Source organism: Pseudonocardia nigra, from assembly GCF_019396355.1.
In the GTDB taxonomy this organism is placed as follows: domain Bacteria; phylum Actinomycetota; class Actinomycetes; order Mycobacteriales; family Pseudonocardiaceae; genus Pseudonocardia; species Pseudonocardia nigra.
In genome coordinates this window covers 1-17,139 of the sequence record NZ_JAHKRK010000180.1, presented here as the reverse complement: position 1 = coordinate 17,139, position 17,139 = coordinate 1, and the positions used below count along the sequence as shown (strand labels likewise).

At 72.3% G+C, this 17,139-nt stretch carries 21 protein-coding genes and 1 pseudogene; 9 read left to right on the top strand and 13 right to left on the bottom strand.

The window, feature by feature from the left end:
- Window positions 1-991 precede the first annotated feature (991 nt).
- The 9 genes and pseudogenes from KME75_RS43955 to KME75_RS31070 form a co-directional block, all read right to left on the bottom strand.
- Window positions 992-1,444, bottom strand: coding sequence for a DNA ligase-like domain-containing protein (locus KME75_RS43955; protein ID WP_246633185.1), 453 nt, complete (start codon window positions 1,442-1,444; stop codon window positions 992-994).
- 160 nt (window positions 1,445-1,604) lie between these two features.
- Window positions 1,605-1,676: pseudogene (locus tag KME75_RS47015) on the bottom strand (hypothetical protein); the annotation flags it as partial.
- 195 nt (window positions 1,677-1,871) lie between these two features.
- Window positions 1,872-2,129 (bottom strand): hypothetical protein, encoded by a 258-nt coding sequence (locus KME75_RS31100; RefSeq protein WP_246633184.1) that lies wholly within the window; start codon window positions 2,127-2,129, stop codon window positions 1,872-1,874.
- A gap of 16 nt (window positions 2,130-2,145) precedes the next feature.
- Window positions 2,146-2,475 carry a DUF6247 family protein gene (locus tag KME75_RS31095; protein WP_219418500.1) on the bottom strand — a complete coding sequence of 110 codons (330 nt, stop codon included), beginning with the start codon at window positions 2,473-2,475 and terminating at the stop codon, window positions 2,146-2,148.
- Between the two features lie 75 nt (window positions 2,476-2,550).
- Window positions 2,551-3,471, bottom strand: coding sequence for a cytochrome c biogenesis CcdA family protein (locus KME75_RS31090; protein ID WP_219418499.1), 921 nt, complete (start codon window positions 3,469-3,471; stop codon window positions 2,551-2,553).
- Window positions 3,468-4,034, bottom strand: coding sequence for a TlpA family protein disulfide reductase (locus KME75_RS31085; RefSeq protein WP_219418498.1), 567 nt, complete (start codon window positions 4,032-4,034; stop codon window positions 3,468-3,470). Before KME75_RS31085 ends, KME75_RS31090 begins: the two co-directional genes overlap by 4 nt.
- A 52-nt stretch (window positions 4,035-4,086) precedes the next feature.
- Window positions 4,087-4,476, bottom strand: coding sequence for a hypothetical protein (locus KME75_RS31080; protein ID WP_219418497.1), 390 nt, complete (start codon window positions 4,474-4,476; stop codon window positions 4,087-4,089).
- A complete protein-coding gene (merT, locus tag KME75_RS31075; RefSeq protein ID WP_219418496.1) occupies window positions 4,473-4,784 on the bottom strand; it encodes a mercuric ion transporter MerT in 312 nt (103 codons plus the stop codon). The genes KME75_RS31080 and merT overlap by 4 nt, the downstream gene beginning before the upstream one ends.
- 22 nt (window positions 4,785-4,806) lie before the next feature.
- The gene (locus KME75_RS31070; RefSeq protein ID WP_219418495.1) at window positions 4,807-5,223 is read right to left on the bottom strand and encodes an ArsR/SmtB family transcription factor; all 417 of its coding nucleotides are present in this window, start codon (window positions 5,221-5,223) and stop codon (window positions 4,807-4,809) included.
- A gap of 188 nt (window positions 5,224-5,411) precedes the next feature.
- Here KME75_RS31070 and merA point away from each other — a divergent pair, with 188 nt between their 5' ends.
- Complete coding sequence (gene merA, locus KME75_RS31065) at window positions 5,412-6,800, top strand: mercury(II) reductase (protein ID WP_443690187.1); 1,389 nt, start codon at window positions 5,412-5,414, stop codon at window positions 6,798-6,800.
- Window positions 6,801-6,847: 47 nt separating this feature from the next.
- Complete coding sequence (merB, locus tag KME75_RS31060) at window positions 6,848-7,501, top strand: organomercurial lyase MerB (protein WP_219418493.1); 654 nt, start codon at window positions 6,848-6,850, stop codon at window positions 7,499-7,501.
- 55 nt (window positions 7,502-7,556) lie between these two features.
- Here merB and KME75_RS31055 read toward each other — a convergent pair whose 3' ends face one another.
- Window positions 7,557-7,796, bottom strand: coding sequence for a trehalase-like domain-containing protein (locus KME75_RS31055; RefSeq protein ID WP_219418492.1), 240 nt, complete (start codon window positions 7,794-7,796; stop codon window positions 7,557-7,559).
- Window positions 7,789-8,928 carry a glucose 1-dehydrogenase gene (locus KME75_RS31050; protein ID WP_219418491.1) on the bottom strand — a complete coding sequence of 380 codons (1,140 nt, stop codon included), beginning with the start codon at window positions 8,926-8,928 and terminating at the stop codon, window positions 7,789-7,791. Before KME75_RS31050 ends, KME75_RS31055 begins: the two co-directional genes overlap by 8 nt.
- A 189-nt stretch (window positions 8,929-9,117) precedes the next feature.
- Between KME75_RS31050 and KME75_RS45245 the strand changes: the two genes are divergently transcribed.
- Both KME75_RS45245 and KME75_RS45240 read left to right on the top strand, forming a co-directional pair.
- Window positions 9,118-9,375 (top strand): FAD-dependent oxidoreductase, encoded by a 258-nt coding sequence (locus KME75_RS45245; protein WP_219418490.1) that lies wholly within the window; start codon window positions 9,118-9,120, stop codon window positions 9,373-9,375.
- Window positions 9,372-10,475, top strand: coding sequence for a dihydrolipoyl dehydrogenase family protein (locus tag KME75_RS45240; protein WP_219418489.1), 1,104 nt, complete (start codon window positions 9,372-9,374; stop codon window positions 10,473-10,475). Before KME75_RS45245 ends, KME75_RS45240 begins: the two co-directional genes overlap by 4 nt.
- A gap of 21 nt (window positions 10,476-10,496) precedes the next feature.
- On the opposite strand, the gene KME75_RS31035 is transcribed toward KME75_RS45240, so the two are convergent.
- Window positions 10,497-10,802 (bottom strand): hypothetical protein, encoded by a 306-nt coding sequence (locus KME75_RS31035; RefSeq protein ID WP_219418488.1) that lies wholly within the window; start codon window positions 10,800-10,802, stop codon window positions 10,497-10,499.
- Between KME75_RS31035 and KME75_RS31030 the strand changes: the two genes are divergently transcribed.
- From KME75_RS31030 to KME75_RS31010, 5 genes are all read left to right on the top strand, one after another.
- Window positions 10,795-12,453, top strand: coding sequence for a glycoside hydrolase family 15 protein (locus tag KME75_RS31030; protein ID WP_219418487.1), 1,659 nt, complete (start codon window positions 10,795-10,797; stop codon window positions 12,451-12,453). The two genes, KME75_RS31035 and KME75_RS31030, sit on opposite strands and share 8 nt — an antisense overlap.
- Before the next feature lie 227 nt (window positions 12,454-12,680).
- Window positions 12,681-13,187 (top strand): DUF1440 domain-containing protein, encoded by a 507-nt coding sequence (locus KME75_RS31025; RefSeq protein ID WP_219418486.1) that lies wholly within the window; start codon window positions 12,681-12,683, stop codon window positions 13,185-13,187.
- Window positions 13,187-13,522 (top strand): hypothetical protein, encoded by a 336-nt coding sequence (locus KME75_RS31020; RefSeq protein ID WP_219418485.1) that lies wholly within the window; start codon window positions 13,187-13,189, stop codon window positions 13,520-13,522. Before KME75_RS31025 ends, KME75_RS31020 begins: the two co-directional genes overlap by 1 nt.
- A gap of 130 nt (window positions 13,523-13,652) precedes the next feature.
- Window positions 13,653-14,483 carry an MIP/aquaporin family protein gene (locus KME75_RS31015; protein ID WP_219418484.1) on the top strand — a complete coding sequence of 277 codons (831 nt, stop codon included), beginning with the start codon at window positions 13,653-13,655 and terminating at the stop codon, window positions 14,481-14,483.
- Window positions 14,484-14,568: 85 nt separating this feature from the next.
- Complete coding sequence (locus KME75_RS31010; protein ID WP_308283262.1) at window positions 14,569-15,957, top strand: FAD-dependent oxidoreductase; 1,389 nt, start codon at window positions 14,569-14,571, stop codon at window positions 15,955-15,957.
- A gap of 141 nt (window positions 15,958-16,098) precedes the next feature.
- Here the strand turns inward: KME75_RS31010 and KME75_RS31005 are convergent, their stop codons facing one another.
- On the bottom strand, window positions 16,099-16,872 hold the full coding sequence (locus KME75_RS31005) for a hypothetical protein (RefSeq protein ID WP_219418482.1): 774 nt from the start codon (window positions 16,870-16,872) through the stop codon (window positions 16,099-16,101).
- Window positions 16,873-17,139: the final 267 nt, after the last annotated feature.

Here is a 17,139-nt window from a genome sequence, read left to right as displayed (position 1 = left end):
AGGCCGGGATCACCCGGTCCACGCCAGCGGTGCGCGCCCCCTTGTTACCCCTCACCCTTTCCCATGCGACCGTGAGGAAGTCGGGATGATGGACGAGGTTGAAGAGGTCATCGAACCTGCGGCCGGGATCATCGACCGCCCATTGGTGCAGCTTGGTCTGCATCCGTCGTACCCGCAACCACGCCCCACCGGGGTCTGGCCACAGCTCACCGGCGTTCACCAGCGTCTCCGTCCCTTGCAGTTCCTCAACTACGTGAATCCGCTGGGCCGCTTCGCCATGTGGACGGCTTTCCCGTCCTCGGACTACTACCGGCCCTCCGCCCCACCTCGGGCCATCGGCGGACGACGCGCCTTCCCTGCCGGCCCGCCTGGGGGGCGAGGCCGGGGCGGGAGCTCCGGGGTGGTTCCCACGTTCACTGCGTTCCGTTCGTCGGGTGAGGCGGCCAGCTTTGCCCCTGCGGCATCGCCACGGTTACGCCGCAGTCCTTCACCGTGGCCTCCCGACCGGCAAGATCAATCCGATCCAAGGAGTTCCCGCCCGGACGGGCGGTGCGCACCGCAATCCAGCCCAGATCCACCGGGTTCGAGCTGGCGGAGGTCTTGAGGGGCTTTACACCGCTGGTTCCTCGCGTCCACCTTCCCGTCTCGCTTGCCGGACCCGCACCGTCCGGTAGTGCCGGTGCGTCCCGTCGTTGTCGGGGCTGCTCTCCACCCGGTCCGGTCGTCTCACCGGACCCGGCTGCCCCCAGCTTCGACCGCTCCTCTGCGACGGAGCGGCGGCGCGGGACTCACACCCGCACACGGGTCACAGCGCCTCGTGGCGCACGGTCTCCCACCTCCACTCGAACAGCAGCGCCTCACGGCGCACGTGCATCCAGGCTCAGTCTTAGCGCTGGTTTCCGCTCCGATGTTCCTCGACGCCCTTCCACAGACGCGAGGCTACGGCGGTACACCGACAGCGACCGACGACTGCTGCACTCGGCGGTTGCTCTCAGCAGCGCCGGGTCAGGCTGCGGGCGGTGCGAGATCGGCGAGCGCGAGGTCCGCGCGCCAGCGCACGAACGTCGTGGGGTGGTGTGGTCGGCGACGCGCACCCGGCCGTCGGGGGCTGCGGGAGCCGCCAGGAGCAGAGCGGCTGGGGCTTGCCGGGCGGGCCCGTGACGCCGCAGACCACCGCCTCGGCGGTCTGATGGGTGCGCACCTTCACCAGGATCTGCGAGCGGGCAGGTAAGCCGTACTGGAGATGCTTGACCACGACGCCCTCCACGCTGCCGTCGGCGTGACCGTGCAACCGGCGGGCCCGCGCGCCGGCGATGTCGCGGGTCATCGGCATGAGCACCAGCGGGACGCGGGCGTCGCCGAGCAGTTGCTGCAGCCGCTCCCGGCGTCCGGCGTACGGCTCGCCGCGGACGTCGGCGCCGGCCAGGGCGAGCACGTCGAACACCAAAGCGCCGCCGGGGTGACCGCGCCAGGGCGGGCGGCATGGGCGGCCGAGGGGTGGATGCGCCGCTGCAGCGCGGCGAACTCGAACGGCCGCCGCGGTGCACCACGAGTTCCCCGTCGAGCGCAGTCCCGCCGGGGACGTGGTCGAGGAGCCCGGCCACGACGTCGGGGAAGTAGCGGGTGAGCGGGCGCTGCTGGCGTGACTGCAGCCGGACCCGGCCGCCCTCGCGCATGGCGATGCACCGGAACCCGTCGGCCTTGACCTCGAAGGCGTACCGGTCGGCCCCGGCGGGCCTCGGGCAGCGCCGTCGCGGGCCGGGCGGTCATCGGCTCGATCACCGCCGGCAGCCCGGTGAGCTGCGGTTTCACCGCGTCACGGTAGGCCGATCACCCTCCGCCTCAGGTTGTCGGGCTCTCGGTGACCGGGTTCAGCTGAGCCACAGGACGTCGAGCAGGTCGACGCGGCGCTGCTCGTCGAGGACCAGGTAGGTGACCATGCCCTGGCGGTCGGGGCCGAACACGAGCGTGCGGACCGCGCCGTCGGGGTTGTTGTCGTTGAGGGAGTCCCCGGCCGTCCAGGGTGCGACCTCCAGTGTGGCGCGGACCTCGGCGAACGGCGCCAGCGCCTCGGGTGGGAGGGCGTCGATCTGGGGTTGGGACTGCTGGTCGGTGGTGATCCGGTACACCCGGCTGGCCCAGGCCCTACAGGCCGGCGCGGCGCCGGATCTGGGCCAGCGGCTCGCCGTCGAGGACCGGCTCGCCGGTCAGGCTTTCGGCGGCGCGGCGGGCGATCGAGGCGAACCGGTTCGGGTCGCGCTGCAGCAGCGCGACCCGGCGCCAGTGCTCCAGGCAGCGGAACAGCTCGGTCAGGTCCAGGGTGTCGCGGGCTGCGGCGAGCGCGCGCTGGTACGCGGCGTCGAACACGTCTCGGTCCTCGGTGAGCAGCGCGTCACGGATCGCCGCCGGCGCCGCGCCGGACCGCAGCGGGTCGCCGGTGCGGGGCTGTTCGTCGAAGGACCACAACGCCGTCACCGGCTCACCGTAGCGCGAGCCGCCGCCCGCGGCGGCGGCCACAGGCCGGCGCAGTGGGCGGATCGCGGGAGGCGGCTACCGATCGATGCTGGCGTGGGGCGAACGGTCGGGGGCGCCGGCCGGCCCAGGTGTGGGCGGGCAGCAGTCGAGGTCAGCGGCGCCGTCGGGCCGGCGGCGGGCGAGCAGGACCGCGACCGTGGTGAGGAGCGCGAGGGCGGTGGCGGTGAGCGCGACGGCGAGTTGGTGGCTGCTGATCCAGGTGGCGACCTGCGCGGAGAGCGCGGCGACGCCGCCGTCGGCGGGGCGGTCGGCGCCCAGCAGCGGGGGCAGCCAGTAGTAGAGGAGGTAGCCCCCGGACAGCGCGAGCAGCGCCCCGGCGAGGCGCCCGGCGTAGGGGGCCACCCCGCGCATGCCGCGGACCAGGGCGGTGCTTGTCGCCGCCGTGAGCAGCGCGAGGGTGACCAGCAGCAGCGCGGACCCGACGGCGTAGGCGGTGAACACGGCAAGCACCCCGATCCAGGTGGTCGCCGCGGCCTGGGTGATCACGGCCAGCAGCACGGCAAGGGTGCAGGACGCCGAGGCGATCGCGTAGCCGGCGCCGAACCCGACCAGCCCTCGGGTACTGGTGGCCCGGCGGGTGTCGGGTTGGCCTGCGCCGATCCGCAGGGTGGGGTGCCAGCCGGCGAGCATCGCGATCCCGATCATGGCGAGCACGCCGCCGAGCGCGGCGGCCAGCCAGGGGACCAGGGTGATGACCGAGCGGACCCCGACGGTGAGCAGCAGCCCGATGACGGTGAAGGTGGCGATGAACCCAGCGGTCAGGGCCAGCCCGGCGCGCAGCCCACCGGCCAGCCGCCCGACCAGGCCCTCACCGGCTCCCCGGCCGTCGTGGCTGTTGGTGGTGGCGGTGAGGACGGCGGGAAGCAGCCCGAACCCGCAGGGGTTGACCGGGGCGAGCAGCCCGGCGCCGAAGGCCAGCACGAGCAGCCCGGTCACCGTGCACCGGCCGTGGCCAGCGCCGCCTGGATCTGGTCAGGGGTGGGGTCCACACCCCGATAGACGGTGTTGCCCTGGGCATCGAGAACGACGGCAGTGGAGAGCTGGGTCAGCTGATAGGAGCTGGTCAGCGCCCCGCCGGTGTCGAGGGTGTAGGCCAGGCCGGTGGCCTGGTTGGTGGTGAGGAACTCCGCGACGTCGGTGGCGGTCTCGTCGGGAGCGACGTCCACGGCGACGTAGTTCGCGTCCGGGGCGCTCTGCTGGGCTTGGGCGAGGGCTTGGGCGCCGGGCCCGCAGGTGCCGCAGTTGACCGAGAAGAAGAAGACCACGCTGGGTTTCCCGCCGGGCACGTTGACCTGCTGCCCGGACAGTGTGGTGGCGGTGAACGCCACGCCGGTGCTGGAGCTCGCAGCCGCGCCCGGTGTCGGGGTCGGCGCGGGTGAGAGCGCGGTGTAGGCCACGGCGAGCACGGCGATCACCGCCACGCCGATCCCGGCCAGCAGCGGCCAGCGCCGCCGCGAGCGGCGGGGGGATGGCGAGCGGCCGGTCTTGGTCTGGGACACCTCAACGCTCCTGACTATCGAATGACGGTGAAACAGAGGGGTTCGGAAGAGATCAAGCGGTCAGGCGGTGCGTCCTGCCTGCCGTGGTGGGCCGATGCCGGCGGCGGGCCAGCAGCGCGGCGGCGGTGAGCAGGCCCAGGCCGGCGGACAGGAATGGCCACGCCATGGCTGCGGCCCCACAGGCGGTGGCGGCGCCGAGGGTGGCGCCGCCCGCGGCGAGTGCGGGGCCTGCGCAGCAGGAGCCGATCAGCGACAGTCCCGTTCCGATCAGGGTGCCGAGCGCGCCGAGGCCACCCAGGGCCGCCACGACCAGCCCGTCGAGTATCCGGCGGGCCAGGCCGCGGGGTCGGGCCAGGCCGGATCCGGTCGTCGATGCAGCCGTGCCGTGCAGCGCCGTCGCCACCGGCGCCGGGCGAGCCGCGGTGCGGCCGGTGGGATTCATCCTTGCGGGCCGGTGTGCGCGCGGGGCGGCTGACCGGGGCCGGACGTGGTGGGAGTGGGCGGGCAGCAGAGCTCACCGCGGACGGCACCGTCGGCGGTGTTGCGGTGGCGCAGTCGCCAGCCCCCCACGCCGAGGGCGAGCAGTATCGCGGCGCCGATCAGCCAGGGGTTGAGCAGCCAGGAGCCGAGCACGCCCAGCGCGCCGGCGGCGAGCAGGGCGGGTCCGGCGCAGCACAGCACCGGCAACGCGACCACCGCGGCTACCCCGAGGGAGTCCCGCAACCGATGGCGGGAGGAATCAGCAGACATGACGGCGTGAGGTTCCTTCTTCTCAGGTGCGGGGTTCGACGATGCGCTGGCAGGCGGCCAGCGCAGCGCAGTTGTCCGCGGCCAGCGACCGGGCCAGCACGACCAGGTCGGCCACCCGCGGGTCGACCACCCGGTAGTGGGCGAATCGACCCTCCCGGCGGGCGGCGACGTAGCCGCAGTCGGCCAGACACGCCAGGTGCGTCGACACCCGCCCCTGGGACAGCCCGACGTGGGTGACGCACTCGCTGACGGTGTGCTCGCCGGCGAGCAGGAACTCCAACAGCCGCAGCCGGGTCGGATCCCCCAGGGCGCGGAAGAACTTCGCCACCACCCCCGCCTGCTCGCCGGTCCTCCCGAGCAGCGGCACCGACGCCTCCCCCGGTGGTGACGGGGCGGCCGCGGCGGGCAGGGCCGGGGAGGTGCTCGAGCTGCTGACCATCCGGTTGTGCTCCTTCCACCCGATCATGTATCCGCGTAGGCGGATGTCATTACGCTACCATGCATTCGCAAGGGCGGATTGGACGGTTCGGTGACGGGTACCCCCCCGATCAGCAGCCCAAGGACGCACCGCCCCCCTGGCCGGGCTCGTTCGCCCGGCTCCACCACATCAACTTCAGGAGGTTCTTCGTGAACGACATCGGTGTGGTCGATCTGGCTGTGATCGGCTCCGGTGGGGCGGCGATGGCCGCCGCGATCGCCGCTCGGCAGGCCGGCAAGTCCGTGGTGCTCATCGAGCAGGCCACGCTGGGCGGCACCTGCGTCAACGTCGGCTGTGTGCCGTCGAAGACGCTGCTGGCCGCGGCCGGGGCCCGTCACGGTGCGCTGGGCAACCCGTTCCCCGGCGCCCCGACCTCGGCCAGCGAGGTGGACCTGGCCGCGCTGGTCGGGCAGAAGGACGAGCTGGTCGGGCGGCTGCGCCAAGCCAAGTACGCCGACGTCGCCGACGCCTACGGCTTCGAGGTCCGCCCCGGTCAGGCCCGGTTCACCGACGAGCAGACCCTGACCGTGCACGGGCAGCCGCTACCCGCCCACGCCTACCTGGTCGCCACCGGCGCCGAGCCCGCGCACCCCGGCCTGCCCGGCCTGGATGAGGTCAACTGGTTGACCTCGACCACGGCGATGGAGCAGACCGAGCTGCCCGAGTCGCTGGTGGTCATCGGTGGCGGCTATGTGGGGATGGAGCAGGCCCAGCTGTTCGCCCACCTCGGCGCCCGGGTCACCCTCGTCGGGCGGCTCGCGCCGGCGGCCGAGCCGGAGGTCGCCGACGCGCTGCGGCAGGTGTTCGCCGACGACGGGATCACCGTGATCGAGGATCGTGCCGTCGCGGTCGACACGGCCGGCGACCAGGTCGTCGTGCTCACCCGCGACGGACGGCGCGCGAGCGGTGCCCGGCTGCTGGTGGCGACCGGGCGCACCCCGCGCACCGCCGCGTTGGACCTGGACGCGGCCGGGGTGAAGACCGACGAACGCGGCTTCGTCGTGGTCAACGAGCAGCAGGCCAGCACCAACCCGCGGATCTTCGCCGCCGGTGACGTGTCCGGGGCCCCACAGTACGTCTACGTCGCCGCCGCCACCGGGCGCGCGGCAGCACTCAACGCCACCGGCACGGCCGGCCCCCGACCGGCCACGGTCGACTACACCGGGATGCCCGGGGTGGTGTTCACCCGCCCGCAGCTCGGGACAGCCGGGTTGACCGAGGCCCAGGCCCTCGCGGTCGGGTATCGCTGCGACTGCCGGGTACTGGGCCTGTCGGATGTGCCCCGGGCGCTGGCCAACCGCGACACCCGCGGGGTGGTCAAGCTCGTCGCCGACGCCGACACCGGACAGGTGCTGGGTGTGCACGCCGCCGCCGACGCGGCCGGGGAGATCATGCTCGCCGCCACCTACGCCATCAAGGCGCGAATGACCGTCGACGAGATCGCCGACACCTGGGCGCCGTATCTGACCATGGCCGAGAGCCTGCGGATCGCGGCCGGATTGTTCCGCAACCAGATGCCCACCTCCTGCTGCGCCTGAACCCCGCCAGCCTCTCCCTCTCCCCAACCTCGAAGGACGTTCCTGTCATGAGCATCGACGCCGATCACCTCGCCACCCGGCTCAGCGCCGCCATCAGCGCCACCCCCGGGGCCGGCGGGGACGCGATGGGCTGGCTGTGGCCGGCGCTGCTGCGCGAGCTCGCCCGCGGCCGCCCGGTCACCATCAACGACCTCGCCCGGGTGACCGGCCGCAGCGCCGCCGAGGTGAGCGACGGGCTGGGCATGCTGTCAGACACCGAGTACGACCGCCGCGGCCTGGTGATCGGGCACGGCATCACCCTGCGCGAGACCCCGCACCAGTTCACCGTCGACGGCCACGCGCTCTACACCTGGTGCGCGCTGGACACCCTGATCTTCCCCACCGTCCTGGACCGGCCCGCGCAGATCGTCTCGCCCACCCCGGGCAGCGGCGAACCGGTGCGCCTGTCCGTCGACCCCGCCGCCGGGATCACCGCGGTCGAGCCGGCCACCGCGGTCGTGTCCGTCGTCGTCCCCGACGGGTGCGCCGCGGGCGTGCGGGCGGCGTTCTGCAACCAGGTCCACTTCTTCGCCACCCCCGACGCCGCCCGCGACTGGCTCACCGAACACCCGGGCGCCGCGGTGCTGCCCGTCGCCGACGCCTTCGACCTGGGCCGCCGCCTGGCTCACAACTTGCTCGCCGGCCAAGCCCGCTGCTGCTGACCCCGGCCGACCCATCTACGCCGCAGATCCAACTGGCGAGGAACAGAAGCACCAATCATGCCCGCCCCCGCAGCGGCCATGGACCTCGTCGGGGCCGCGCTGGCCGGCTACCTCCTTGGGCGTGCGGGTGCCCGCCGCGGGCCCGGTCCAGCAGCGGCCAGAGGGCGGGCTCGGCGTCGAAGCGGCCAGGGCAGAACCACTCCACCCGTGCGTCCGGGCCCAGCAGCGCCAGGGAGCGGCCGTCGCCGATCGCGGCGAGCGCCTCCAACGGCGGGTATCCATCGGGTTCAGCCATGGTCGGCTGACCGGTCCGAGTCCGCTGCGCCGGCGATGTCGGCCCTGTTGACGATGTCGGCCCTGTCGGCGACGTCGATGACGACCTTGACGTCGTCGGGGCCGCGGCGCAGCGCCTCGGCGTAGCGGGCCAGCCCGACCCGACGGGTGATCAGCCGGTCCAGCCAGCCCGGCCAGCGGCGCTGCACGGCGACCAGGTCACCCACCGCGGCCTCGAAGTTGGCGCGGTCGGCGTTGACCGTGCCGACCAGGACCTTGTTGTGCAGCACCGTCTCCAGGTTCAGGTGGTCCACCGGTAGCTGGGCGCGCCGGTCCCCACCGGAGACCCCGGTGAGCACCGCGACCCCGTTGGGGCCGATGGTGTCGAGCAGCTGGAAGCCCAGCGGGCTGAACCCGGTGGCCTCGATCGCAATGTCGATCGGCCCGAACGCCTCGGCCAACTCGTGCCCGAGCGGCACCCGGTCGGCGTGCACGTACCGCGCGCCCAGCTCGCCGGCGAGCTCGACCTTGGGTCCGGCCGCGGCCTTGTCGTAGACGATCACCTCCAGCCCGCGCAGGGCGAGCAGCGCGGCGGCCAGCAGCCCGATCGGACCGGCACCGGTCACCAGGGCCCGACTTGGCTGCCAGGTCATCCGCTGCTGGATCGTGTCGATCTGCTCGAGCGCCTTCTCCCCGATCGTCGTCGGCTCGACGACCATCCCGACGCCGGCGAGCTCGTCGGGAACGGCCAGGAGGTACTCCGGACGCTCGGTGTAGTACTCGGCCAGGAAACCGTGGCGGCCCTTGATACCGCGCTCGGTGTAGCGGCCGTTGAGGCAGTAGTCCCACTCGTCGTGCGCGCAGTTCAGACACGGCACCGGATCGGGGCGGCGCACGATCGCCGCGACCAGCTGACCCGCCCGCAGCCCGCCGGCCGGCTCCCGGACCCGCCCGAGCGACTCGTGCCCGATGATCAGCTGTTGCTCGCCGGCCGGTGGCTGGCCGTAGGCCCCGGACACCAGCTCGTCATCGGTCCCATCCACCCCGACCGCCAACACCTCGACCAGCACCTCACCCACCCCCGGGCTCGGATCGGGAACCTCCGCCAGCCGATCGCTACCCGGACGACCAGGAGTGATCATGACCGCCTTCATCGCTCTCCTTCTGGGTGAATCGTGTCAAGCGGCGCCGGGGGCAAGGCCATCCGGTTTGCCGCCCGAGCCCGCGGGTAGCACCAGTCCCATCCGGACAGCCGGATATGGCAGGCGGTTACCCGGGGGCGGCCCGCGGAAACCGCACACGCAGTGGTCGCGGCGCGGGCCGGGCCGGGGAGGGAGTCCAGGATGGCCGAACAGTTCGACGTGATCGTGATCGGGATGGGACCGGGAGGCGAGGTAGCCGGCAGCCAGCTGCTGGCCGCCGGCAAACGCGTGGCCGTGGTCGAGCGGGAGCTGATCGGCGGAGAATGCGCGTACTGGGCGTGCATCCCGTCCAAGACGCTGCTGCGCCCGCCCGAGGCCCGCGGCGAAGTCGACCGCGCCGCCGGTGTCGGGGGGCCCGACTGGACTGGCCCGCCACCCGCGACTACCGCGACTACATGATCCGTCACCTCGACGACCGCGATCAGGTGGCCGGCTACGAGAAATCCGGGGCCACGGTGGTCAAGGGCGCCGCGCGCATCACCGGCCCGGGCAGTCTTGAGGTCGATGGGCGCCAGCTCTCGGCCGCCGACATCGTCATCGCGACCGGCTCCGACGCCGTCCTGCCCCCGGTTGAGGGACTGGACCAGGTGCCGGTGTGGACCAACCGGGAGACCAACACGCTCAGCGAGATCCCGGGACGGGTGGTCATGATCGGAGGCAGTGCCGTCGGGGTGGAGCTGGGCCTGTTCCTGCGCCGCTACGGCGCCGAGGTCACCCTGCTCGAGCAGGCCCCGGGGCTGCTATCGCGGGAGGACCCGCGGGTCGGGGAGCTGACCGAGCAGTACCTGCGCGGCGAAGGCATCGACGTGCACACCGGCGCCGGGGCGCGGCGGGTGCGCCGCGAGGGCACCGATACCGTGGTGGAACTCGACGGCGGCGGTGAGGTGCGCTGCGACGTCATCGTCGTCGGCGCCGGGCGTGCCCCGCGCACCGCGGATCTGGGCCTGGACGCGATCGGGATCACTGCCGGGAAGCGGGGCGAAATCCCGGTGGACGAGCACTGCCGCGCCGCCGACGGGGTATGGGCGCTCGGCGACGTCACCGCCGTCATGCCGTTCACCCACGTGGCGATGTACCAGGCCCGGGTGGTGGCCGACAACATCCTCGGCACCCCACGTGCCGCCCGCTACGAGGGGATCCCCCGGGTGGTGTTCGCCGACCCGGAGATCGCCGCCGTGGGCTTGACCCGCGCCCAGGCCCAGAACCAGGACCTATCGGTCAGCTCGGCCGAGATCAACCTGGCCGAGGCCATCGCGCGGCCGTGGACCTACGAGAAGGACCCCCGCGGACACCTGGGCGTGCTGGCCGACCGCGACCGCCGGGTGCTGCTCGGAGCCTGGGCCGTGGGCCCGCAAGCCAGCGAATGGATCCACACCGCCGCGCTCGCCGTCCGCGAACAGATCCCGATCGACCGACTGCTCGACCAGATCGCCCAGTTCCCCACCTACAACGAGGGCTACCTCGCAGCGCTGCAGCACCTCGACCTCTCCAACGACTGACCCTCAACTGTGCGTTGTCGCTTATCCCGATCCCCGCCAAGCCCGTCCACACCACGCGTCACGACGGTCTGCGGGGCGGAGGTGACCGCGCGCAAGACCCGCCGGAGATGCGCCCGCGCCGGAGATGAAGTGGTTGAAGATCGAGTCCTGCTGCTCGCCCAGGTGTAGTCCGACCCAGGCGGTGAGCTTCTGCGCGGCGATCCGGTACGGCGGACCGGGCCGGGCGGCGTCCTCCCGGGCCCGGTCGACCTCGGACTCGAGCTCGTAGAGCGCCGTGCTGACCGGTTCCATGGCCTTGGTGATCGCGCCGGTGGAGTGCGTGTGCACCAGGGTCGCCTACCTGCCCGGTACCGCGGTGCTGCGCTACGACTGGGAGGGCAGCAAGGGGCGGGCCCGAATGAGTGTGGCGATGGGGTGGCCGGCGCGCGAGGGCGTGCAGGAACTGCTGTGGCTGGTCGAGGGGCTCGAGGGCAAGGTCAGCGTCGGGGTCGCCGCCGACCCGCAGCCCGGGTGGGGGGAGCACCGCTGCCACCTGACCCTGGACCGCGCCACGGCCAGCTGGACCAGTGAGGGCCTGGCCCTGCAGCTGACCGGGCCCGCCCCGCTGGACCGGTTCGGCGCCGCGGCGATCGGCAACCACCTCGTGTCCGCCGGCGAGCGGTGTGGATTTCGGCTGCGCGTCGCCGCGGACGCTTGCACACCGTCCTTCGCGACCACCCCCGGCGCGGTCGACACCGACGTGCAGGCCACCGCGCAGGCGTGGCGGGACTGGGTCGCCGGGGTGCGCTACGACGGGCCGTGGCGCGACGCGGTGATCCGCAGCGCGATCACCCTGAAGATGCTCATCTACGAGCCCAGCGGCGCCGTCGTCGCCGCGGCCACCAGCTCGGTGCCCGAGCAGATCGGCGGCGTGCGCAACTGGGACTACCGCTACACCTGGCTGCGCGATGCCGGGTTCACCCTCAACGCCCTCTACCTACTGGGCTGCATCGAGGAGGCCCGTGCCTACGCCGCCTGGCTGTGTCGCGCCACCGCCGCGCACGGGCTACCGCTGCGCGTGCTCTACGGCATCGACGGGCGCGCCGACCTGCCCGAGCAGGAACTGGGCGACCTCGCCGGCTACCGCGGGTCGCGCCCGGTGCGGGTCGGCAACGACGCCGAAACCCAACTTCAGCTCGACAGCTACGGAGAGCTGACCGACTGCCTGGCCATCTGCGAGGTCCTCGGCGAGGACGTGATGCGCGGGCAGTGGCCGCACTTCCGTCGGCTGATCGACTTCGTCGCCGAGCACTGGTCCGACCCGGACAGCGGCATCTGGGAGGTCCGCGACCGGCCCCGCCACTTCGTGCACTCCAAGGCCATGGCCTGGGTCGCCCTGGACCGCGGCTGCCAACTCGTCGACACCTACGGCCTCGACGGTGACCTCGACCGGTGGCGCCGCGAGGCCGACACGCTACGCGCCCAGATCCTCACCCACGGCGTCGTCGGCGGCCGGTTCCGCCGCGCCTACGACGACGACGCCCTCGACGCGAGCCTGCTCATGCTGCCCATCACCGGCTTCGTCGACGGCGCCGACCCCCTCGCCGTCGCCACCCTCGACGCCATCCGCGCCCAACTCACCATCGACGGCGCGGTCACCGACGCCCTCATCCTGCGCTACCCTCCGAACGCGGGCGACGGACTACCCGGACAAGAGGGCACCTTCGCCATCGCCAGCTTCTGGCTGGTCGAGGCGCTGGCCCTGGCCGGGCGACGCGCCGAGGCCCTCGCCGCCGGCGACGCGCTGCTCGCCCTGCAAGGACTCGTCGGGCTCTACGCCGAGGAACTCGACCCCCACACCGGAAGCCAGCTGGGCAACATCCCGCAGGCCTTCACCCATATCGGCCTGATCAACGCCGCCCTCCGACTGACCGAACAGACCCTGCGCGGGCACCCCGACACCTCCTTCCACGCCATCCAGCCAGGCCAGACGCCATAGACCACCCCGGCCGTCGACCGCTGCGCTCACGGCGGCAGCCCGGCCCTTACCACCCCAACGGGTCCGGGCGACCCAATATCCGTTTACCCGGATGCGCTGAGGGTAGCCAGGGAGAACCTGAGACCAGCCACGAAGCCGAACGACGGCGACACACGAACGGGAGTTGCTGAAGGCAGCGGCGCCCCGGCTTCCGTCCCTCGATTCGGTTCACCTGAAAGGAGATCACGATGAAGCTTGCCGGGATGCTCGAGGACCTGGGGATCGCCTCGGTCGCCGGTTACGTCGGCACCAAGGCGATGGAGCCGGTGAGCATGAAGCTGTATGAGATGGAGTCCGAGCAGGCCCGCAAGCAAGAGGACGAGGCCCGGCCCGGCCCGCCCTATCAAGTCGCCGCGCAGAAGATCTTCGGCGCGCTCGGGGTGAAGCTGGAGGGCAAGGCCCTGCAGCGGGCGTCGATGGGGATGCACTACGGGCTCGCGCTGAGCTGGTCGCCGGTGTACGTGCTGTTGCGCCGAAAGACCGGTATGACTTCGGTCGGGGCCGCGCTGACCGCCGGCACGGCCATGTCCCTGGTCGCAGACGAAGGGATAACCCCGCTGTTCGGGTTCTCCGCCCCCAACCGCGACTACCCACTGGTGACTCACCTGCGCGGCTACGTCGCCCACCTCGCCTTCGGACTTGCCGTCGCCGGCACCTGCGAGGTGCTCTGGGCGCTGCGCGGCCGCCGGCCCTGATGGCCGCGACACCCGCCTCGCCCGCCGCCGCGGTCATCCTGGTTCCAGGCCTGCGCGACGCCCCCGCGATCGGCTCTGGCTGCTGCGTGATCACCCCCGACGACCGGGTCCGGGACGAAATCGACGGCTGGCCCGGGCTGAGCGTGACCGAGGTCGACCTCACACAGGAATCCCTGACCGTCACCGTCGCTGCGGGCGCGCACGACCAACTCGACGACGCGCTCACGGGGCTGCGGGACCTCGGGTTCTCCCATGTCCACCTGGCCGCCTCACCAATCGCCGCGGCGGCGAACGAAGCGGCGCACGACGACGCCGACCAGGACGATCTTCGGTGACCGTCGCGCCCGAGCGTGCGGGCCGCGGTCCTGCGGTGCGGCCAACGGGCGCGCCAACGAGCTCCATCCGGCTGGCGCGGCGCGTCGCCGCGGGCAGCCACCGGCCCGACGCCGCGGCCAGGTAGGGATCGTGCCGCTGCTGCGCGGCCGCCCACCGGCCCCCCGCCCGGCCCAAGGCGGATGGCACCTGAGCGAATGGGTCAGCGAGTTTTTCGGGACCACGCTGCTGCTGATCGGCGGCCTGTCCGCGGTCAGCGTCGACTTCGCCGCCGCCTCCCCCGTGCCCCACGCCATCGCGTCGCCGTCACTGCGGCTGCTGCTCACCGGCGCTCTGTTCGCCGGCACCGGCAGCCTCGTCGCGCTCACCCCTTTCGGGCGACGCAGCGGCGCCCACCTCAACCCAGCCGTCACCCTCGCCTTCTGGGCGAACCGACACGTCCACCGCCACGATCTCGCCGGCTACCTCGTCGCCCAGCTGCTCGGCGATCTTGCTGGCGCCGCCACCGTCGCCGCCATCTGGGGGCCATGGGCGAGCAGCGTGCACTACGGTCTCACCGCCCCCGGCCAGGGACTGAGCACCCTCGCCGTGGGCGGCCTCGAAGCCGGGATGACCGCCGCCCTGGTCCTGGTCATCTTCACCTTCGTCTCCTCCCCGGCCTCCACCCGCTGGACACCGCTGGCGGTGTGGGGGCTGGTCACGGTGCTGGTCTGGCAGGTCGCCCCGTACACCGGCACGAGCCTCAACCCGGCACGCAGTCTGGGTCCCGCCGTCGTCGCCGGGCGCTTCACCGACCTGGCGGTCTACCTAGTCGCGCCCCCCGCCGGCGCCCTGGGCGCGGCCACCGTCTGGCGGATCCTCAGTGCCCGGCGCACCTTGACCGCCAAGCTCTACCACGACAGCCGTTACCCCTCGTGTCTGGCCAGCGCACTGCCAGCCGCTGCCCCCGATGGCACCCGCTGATTCGGCCGGGGCAGGAGTGCTCGGACTCGCGGCGCTCATCGCCGCCCTCGCTCGGCGATCCCGCCGACACCGACACTAGGTTGACGTGGTGCCGCGGGAACGTCTGGTTGTCGTTGGTGGGGACGCGGCCGGGATGAGCGCCGCCAGTCAGGCGCGCAAGCGGCGGAGTCCTGAGGATCTGCAGATCGTCGCGTTCGAGAAGGGTCGGGCCACCTCCTACTCGGCGTGCGGAGTCCCCTACTGGATCAGTGGAACGGTCGCCTGCGAGGACGATCTGATCTCGCGCAGCCCCGCACAGCACCGCGACAACGGGATCGACGTGCGGACCCGTACCGAGGTCGTGGCGATCGACCTGGCCGCCCGCACCGTCCGGGCCCGCGAGGTCGACGAGCACGGCCGCGAGTACGACGAACCGTTCGACAGCCTCGTCTACGCCACCGGCAGCGTCCCCATGCGCCCACCGATCCCGGGAATCGACGCCGACGGCGTGTACGGCGTGCAGACCCTGGACGACGGCGCCGCCCTGCGCGCCGAACTGGACACCGGCGGCGTCCGCCGCGTGGTCATCGTGGGTGGCGGCTATATCGGGCTCGAGATCGCCGAGGCCTGCCAGATCCGGGGCCTCGACGTTACCGTCATTGACCGCTCGCGCACCCCGGTCGGAACCATCGACCCCGACATCGGCGCGTTCATCACCGACGCCGTCCGCGCCCTGGGCATCACGCTGGTCCTCTCCGAAGCGGTCGTCGCAATCGAGACCGGTCGCGACGGGCGGCCCGTCGCCGTGCACACCGACGGCGAACGCCGGCTGCCCGCCGACCTCGTCGTGCTCGGCCTGGGCGTGTGTCCCAACACCGCTCTCGCCCAGCACGCCGGGATCCCGCTGGGCACCTCCGGCGGAATCGCCGTCGACACCAGGATGCGCACCCACGTCGAGGGCGTCTGGGCCGCCGGCGACTGCGTCGAGTCAGTCCACCGGCTGTCCGGGCAGCGGGTCGTCGTCGCGCTGGGCACCCACGCCAACAAGCAGGGCCGCGTGGCCGGGATCAACATCGGCGGCGGCTACGCCACCTTCCCGGGAGTGATCGGCACCGCGGTTACCAAGGTCTGTGACCTAGAAGTAGCGCGCACCGGGCTGTCCGCCGCCGAAGCCGACGTCGCCGGCTACCGCTACGTCACCGCCTCGGTGGACTCCACCACCCGCGCCGGCTATTACCCCGGTGCGCAACCGATCCGCATCAAGATGCTCGCTGAGAAACGCACCGGGCGGCTGCTGGGCGCGCAGATCGTCGGCCGCGAAGGCGCCGCCAAGCGCATCGACGTGCTGGCCACCGCCATCTGGAACGAGATGGGCGTCGACGAGATCCTGGCGTTGGACCTGTCCTACGCCCCGCCGTTCGCCCCCGTGTGGGACCCGGTGCTCATCGCCGCCCGCAAGGCGTTCGACGCCGTCGAGGCCAACACCCAGGTCTGAGCAGCCACCCACTCGGTGACCCCGGCACACCACGCTGTTGGCACCCCCGGTTGCTGGAGAGCCGGCAACGGGGTCGGCGACGGCTGCTACTCGTCGCCCTGCCCATGGGGTTGGTGCCGACCGAGTGAGCAACGCGCTGTATCACGTACCGGCGTAGTCCTGCCGAGCGGACTCCTGTTGCCGGGCGATCTCCTCGATGAGGGCGCGCAGCTTGTCTGCGGCGTCGGGGTCGAGTCGTGACGATTCGCCTCGGATCCGGGGGTCGAGACGCTTCGCGTAGTGGAGCACGACTCGGGAGCTGAGTCCCCACGTGTCGGCCAGCCGGTAGAGCCGGAGGTGATGGTCGGGCTCGTCCGTGGGTGCGCCGTCCGGGTTCTCGTAGCGCTGGAACCGGTAGACGTCGGGGTTGTCGCGGGTGCGTTGGTAGATCGCGTAGACCGGATCGTCGGCGGGGTCGAGGCTGTCGTCGAGCCATGGCCGGTCCTCGAGCCAGGGGTCGAAGGCGAGCAGTCTCACCACCGAGTCTCCGAGCAGAATGTCCATCGGGCGCCCGTCGTGGGGGCCGCCGCTCATGGTCACCGGCTTCCGCACGGTCTGGCGCAGGTGTCGCTGGCGGGCCGCTTGCCGGGAGATGCTGGCCGCGGCGCCGATCTCGGCGAAGTCGGCGCCGTCGTGCTTTGCACGGTAGGCGTAGCGCTCGGCGATCTCGTCGAGCGCGTCCTGCACGGTGCGGATCATCGCCAGCAAGGTCAGGTAGTCCTGGCGACGCTGTTCTCGGCGACGGAGCCCGCTGTCGAGGTCCCAGGTAGCGCGCGACTCCGACCAGATCGCATGAAGCTTCCCGGCCGCGAGCTGGCAGACGAGGTCCTCAACAGTGGTGACCGTCTCGGCAGGAGCCCTCCGCCTCACCCGCATTCGACAATCTTAGTTGTCGCACAACGCCTGGTCGCGACGGGCGCCTTGATCGTGCACGAGCGCTCTGAGCAGGGATGACCTTCAGAGTTGACACGTACTCGTCGTGCGCCGTGAGGCGCTGTTGATTCGAGCGGAGGTGGGAGACCGTGCGCCACGAGGCGCTGTGATCCGTGTGCGGGTGTGAGTCCCGCGCCGCCGCTCCGTCGCAGAGGAGCGGTCGAAGCTGGGGGCAGCCGGGTCCGGTGAGACGACCGGACCGGGTGGAGA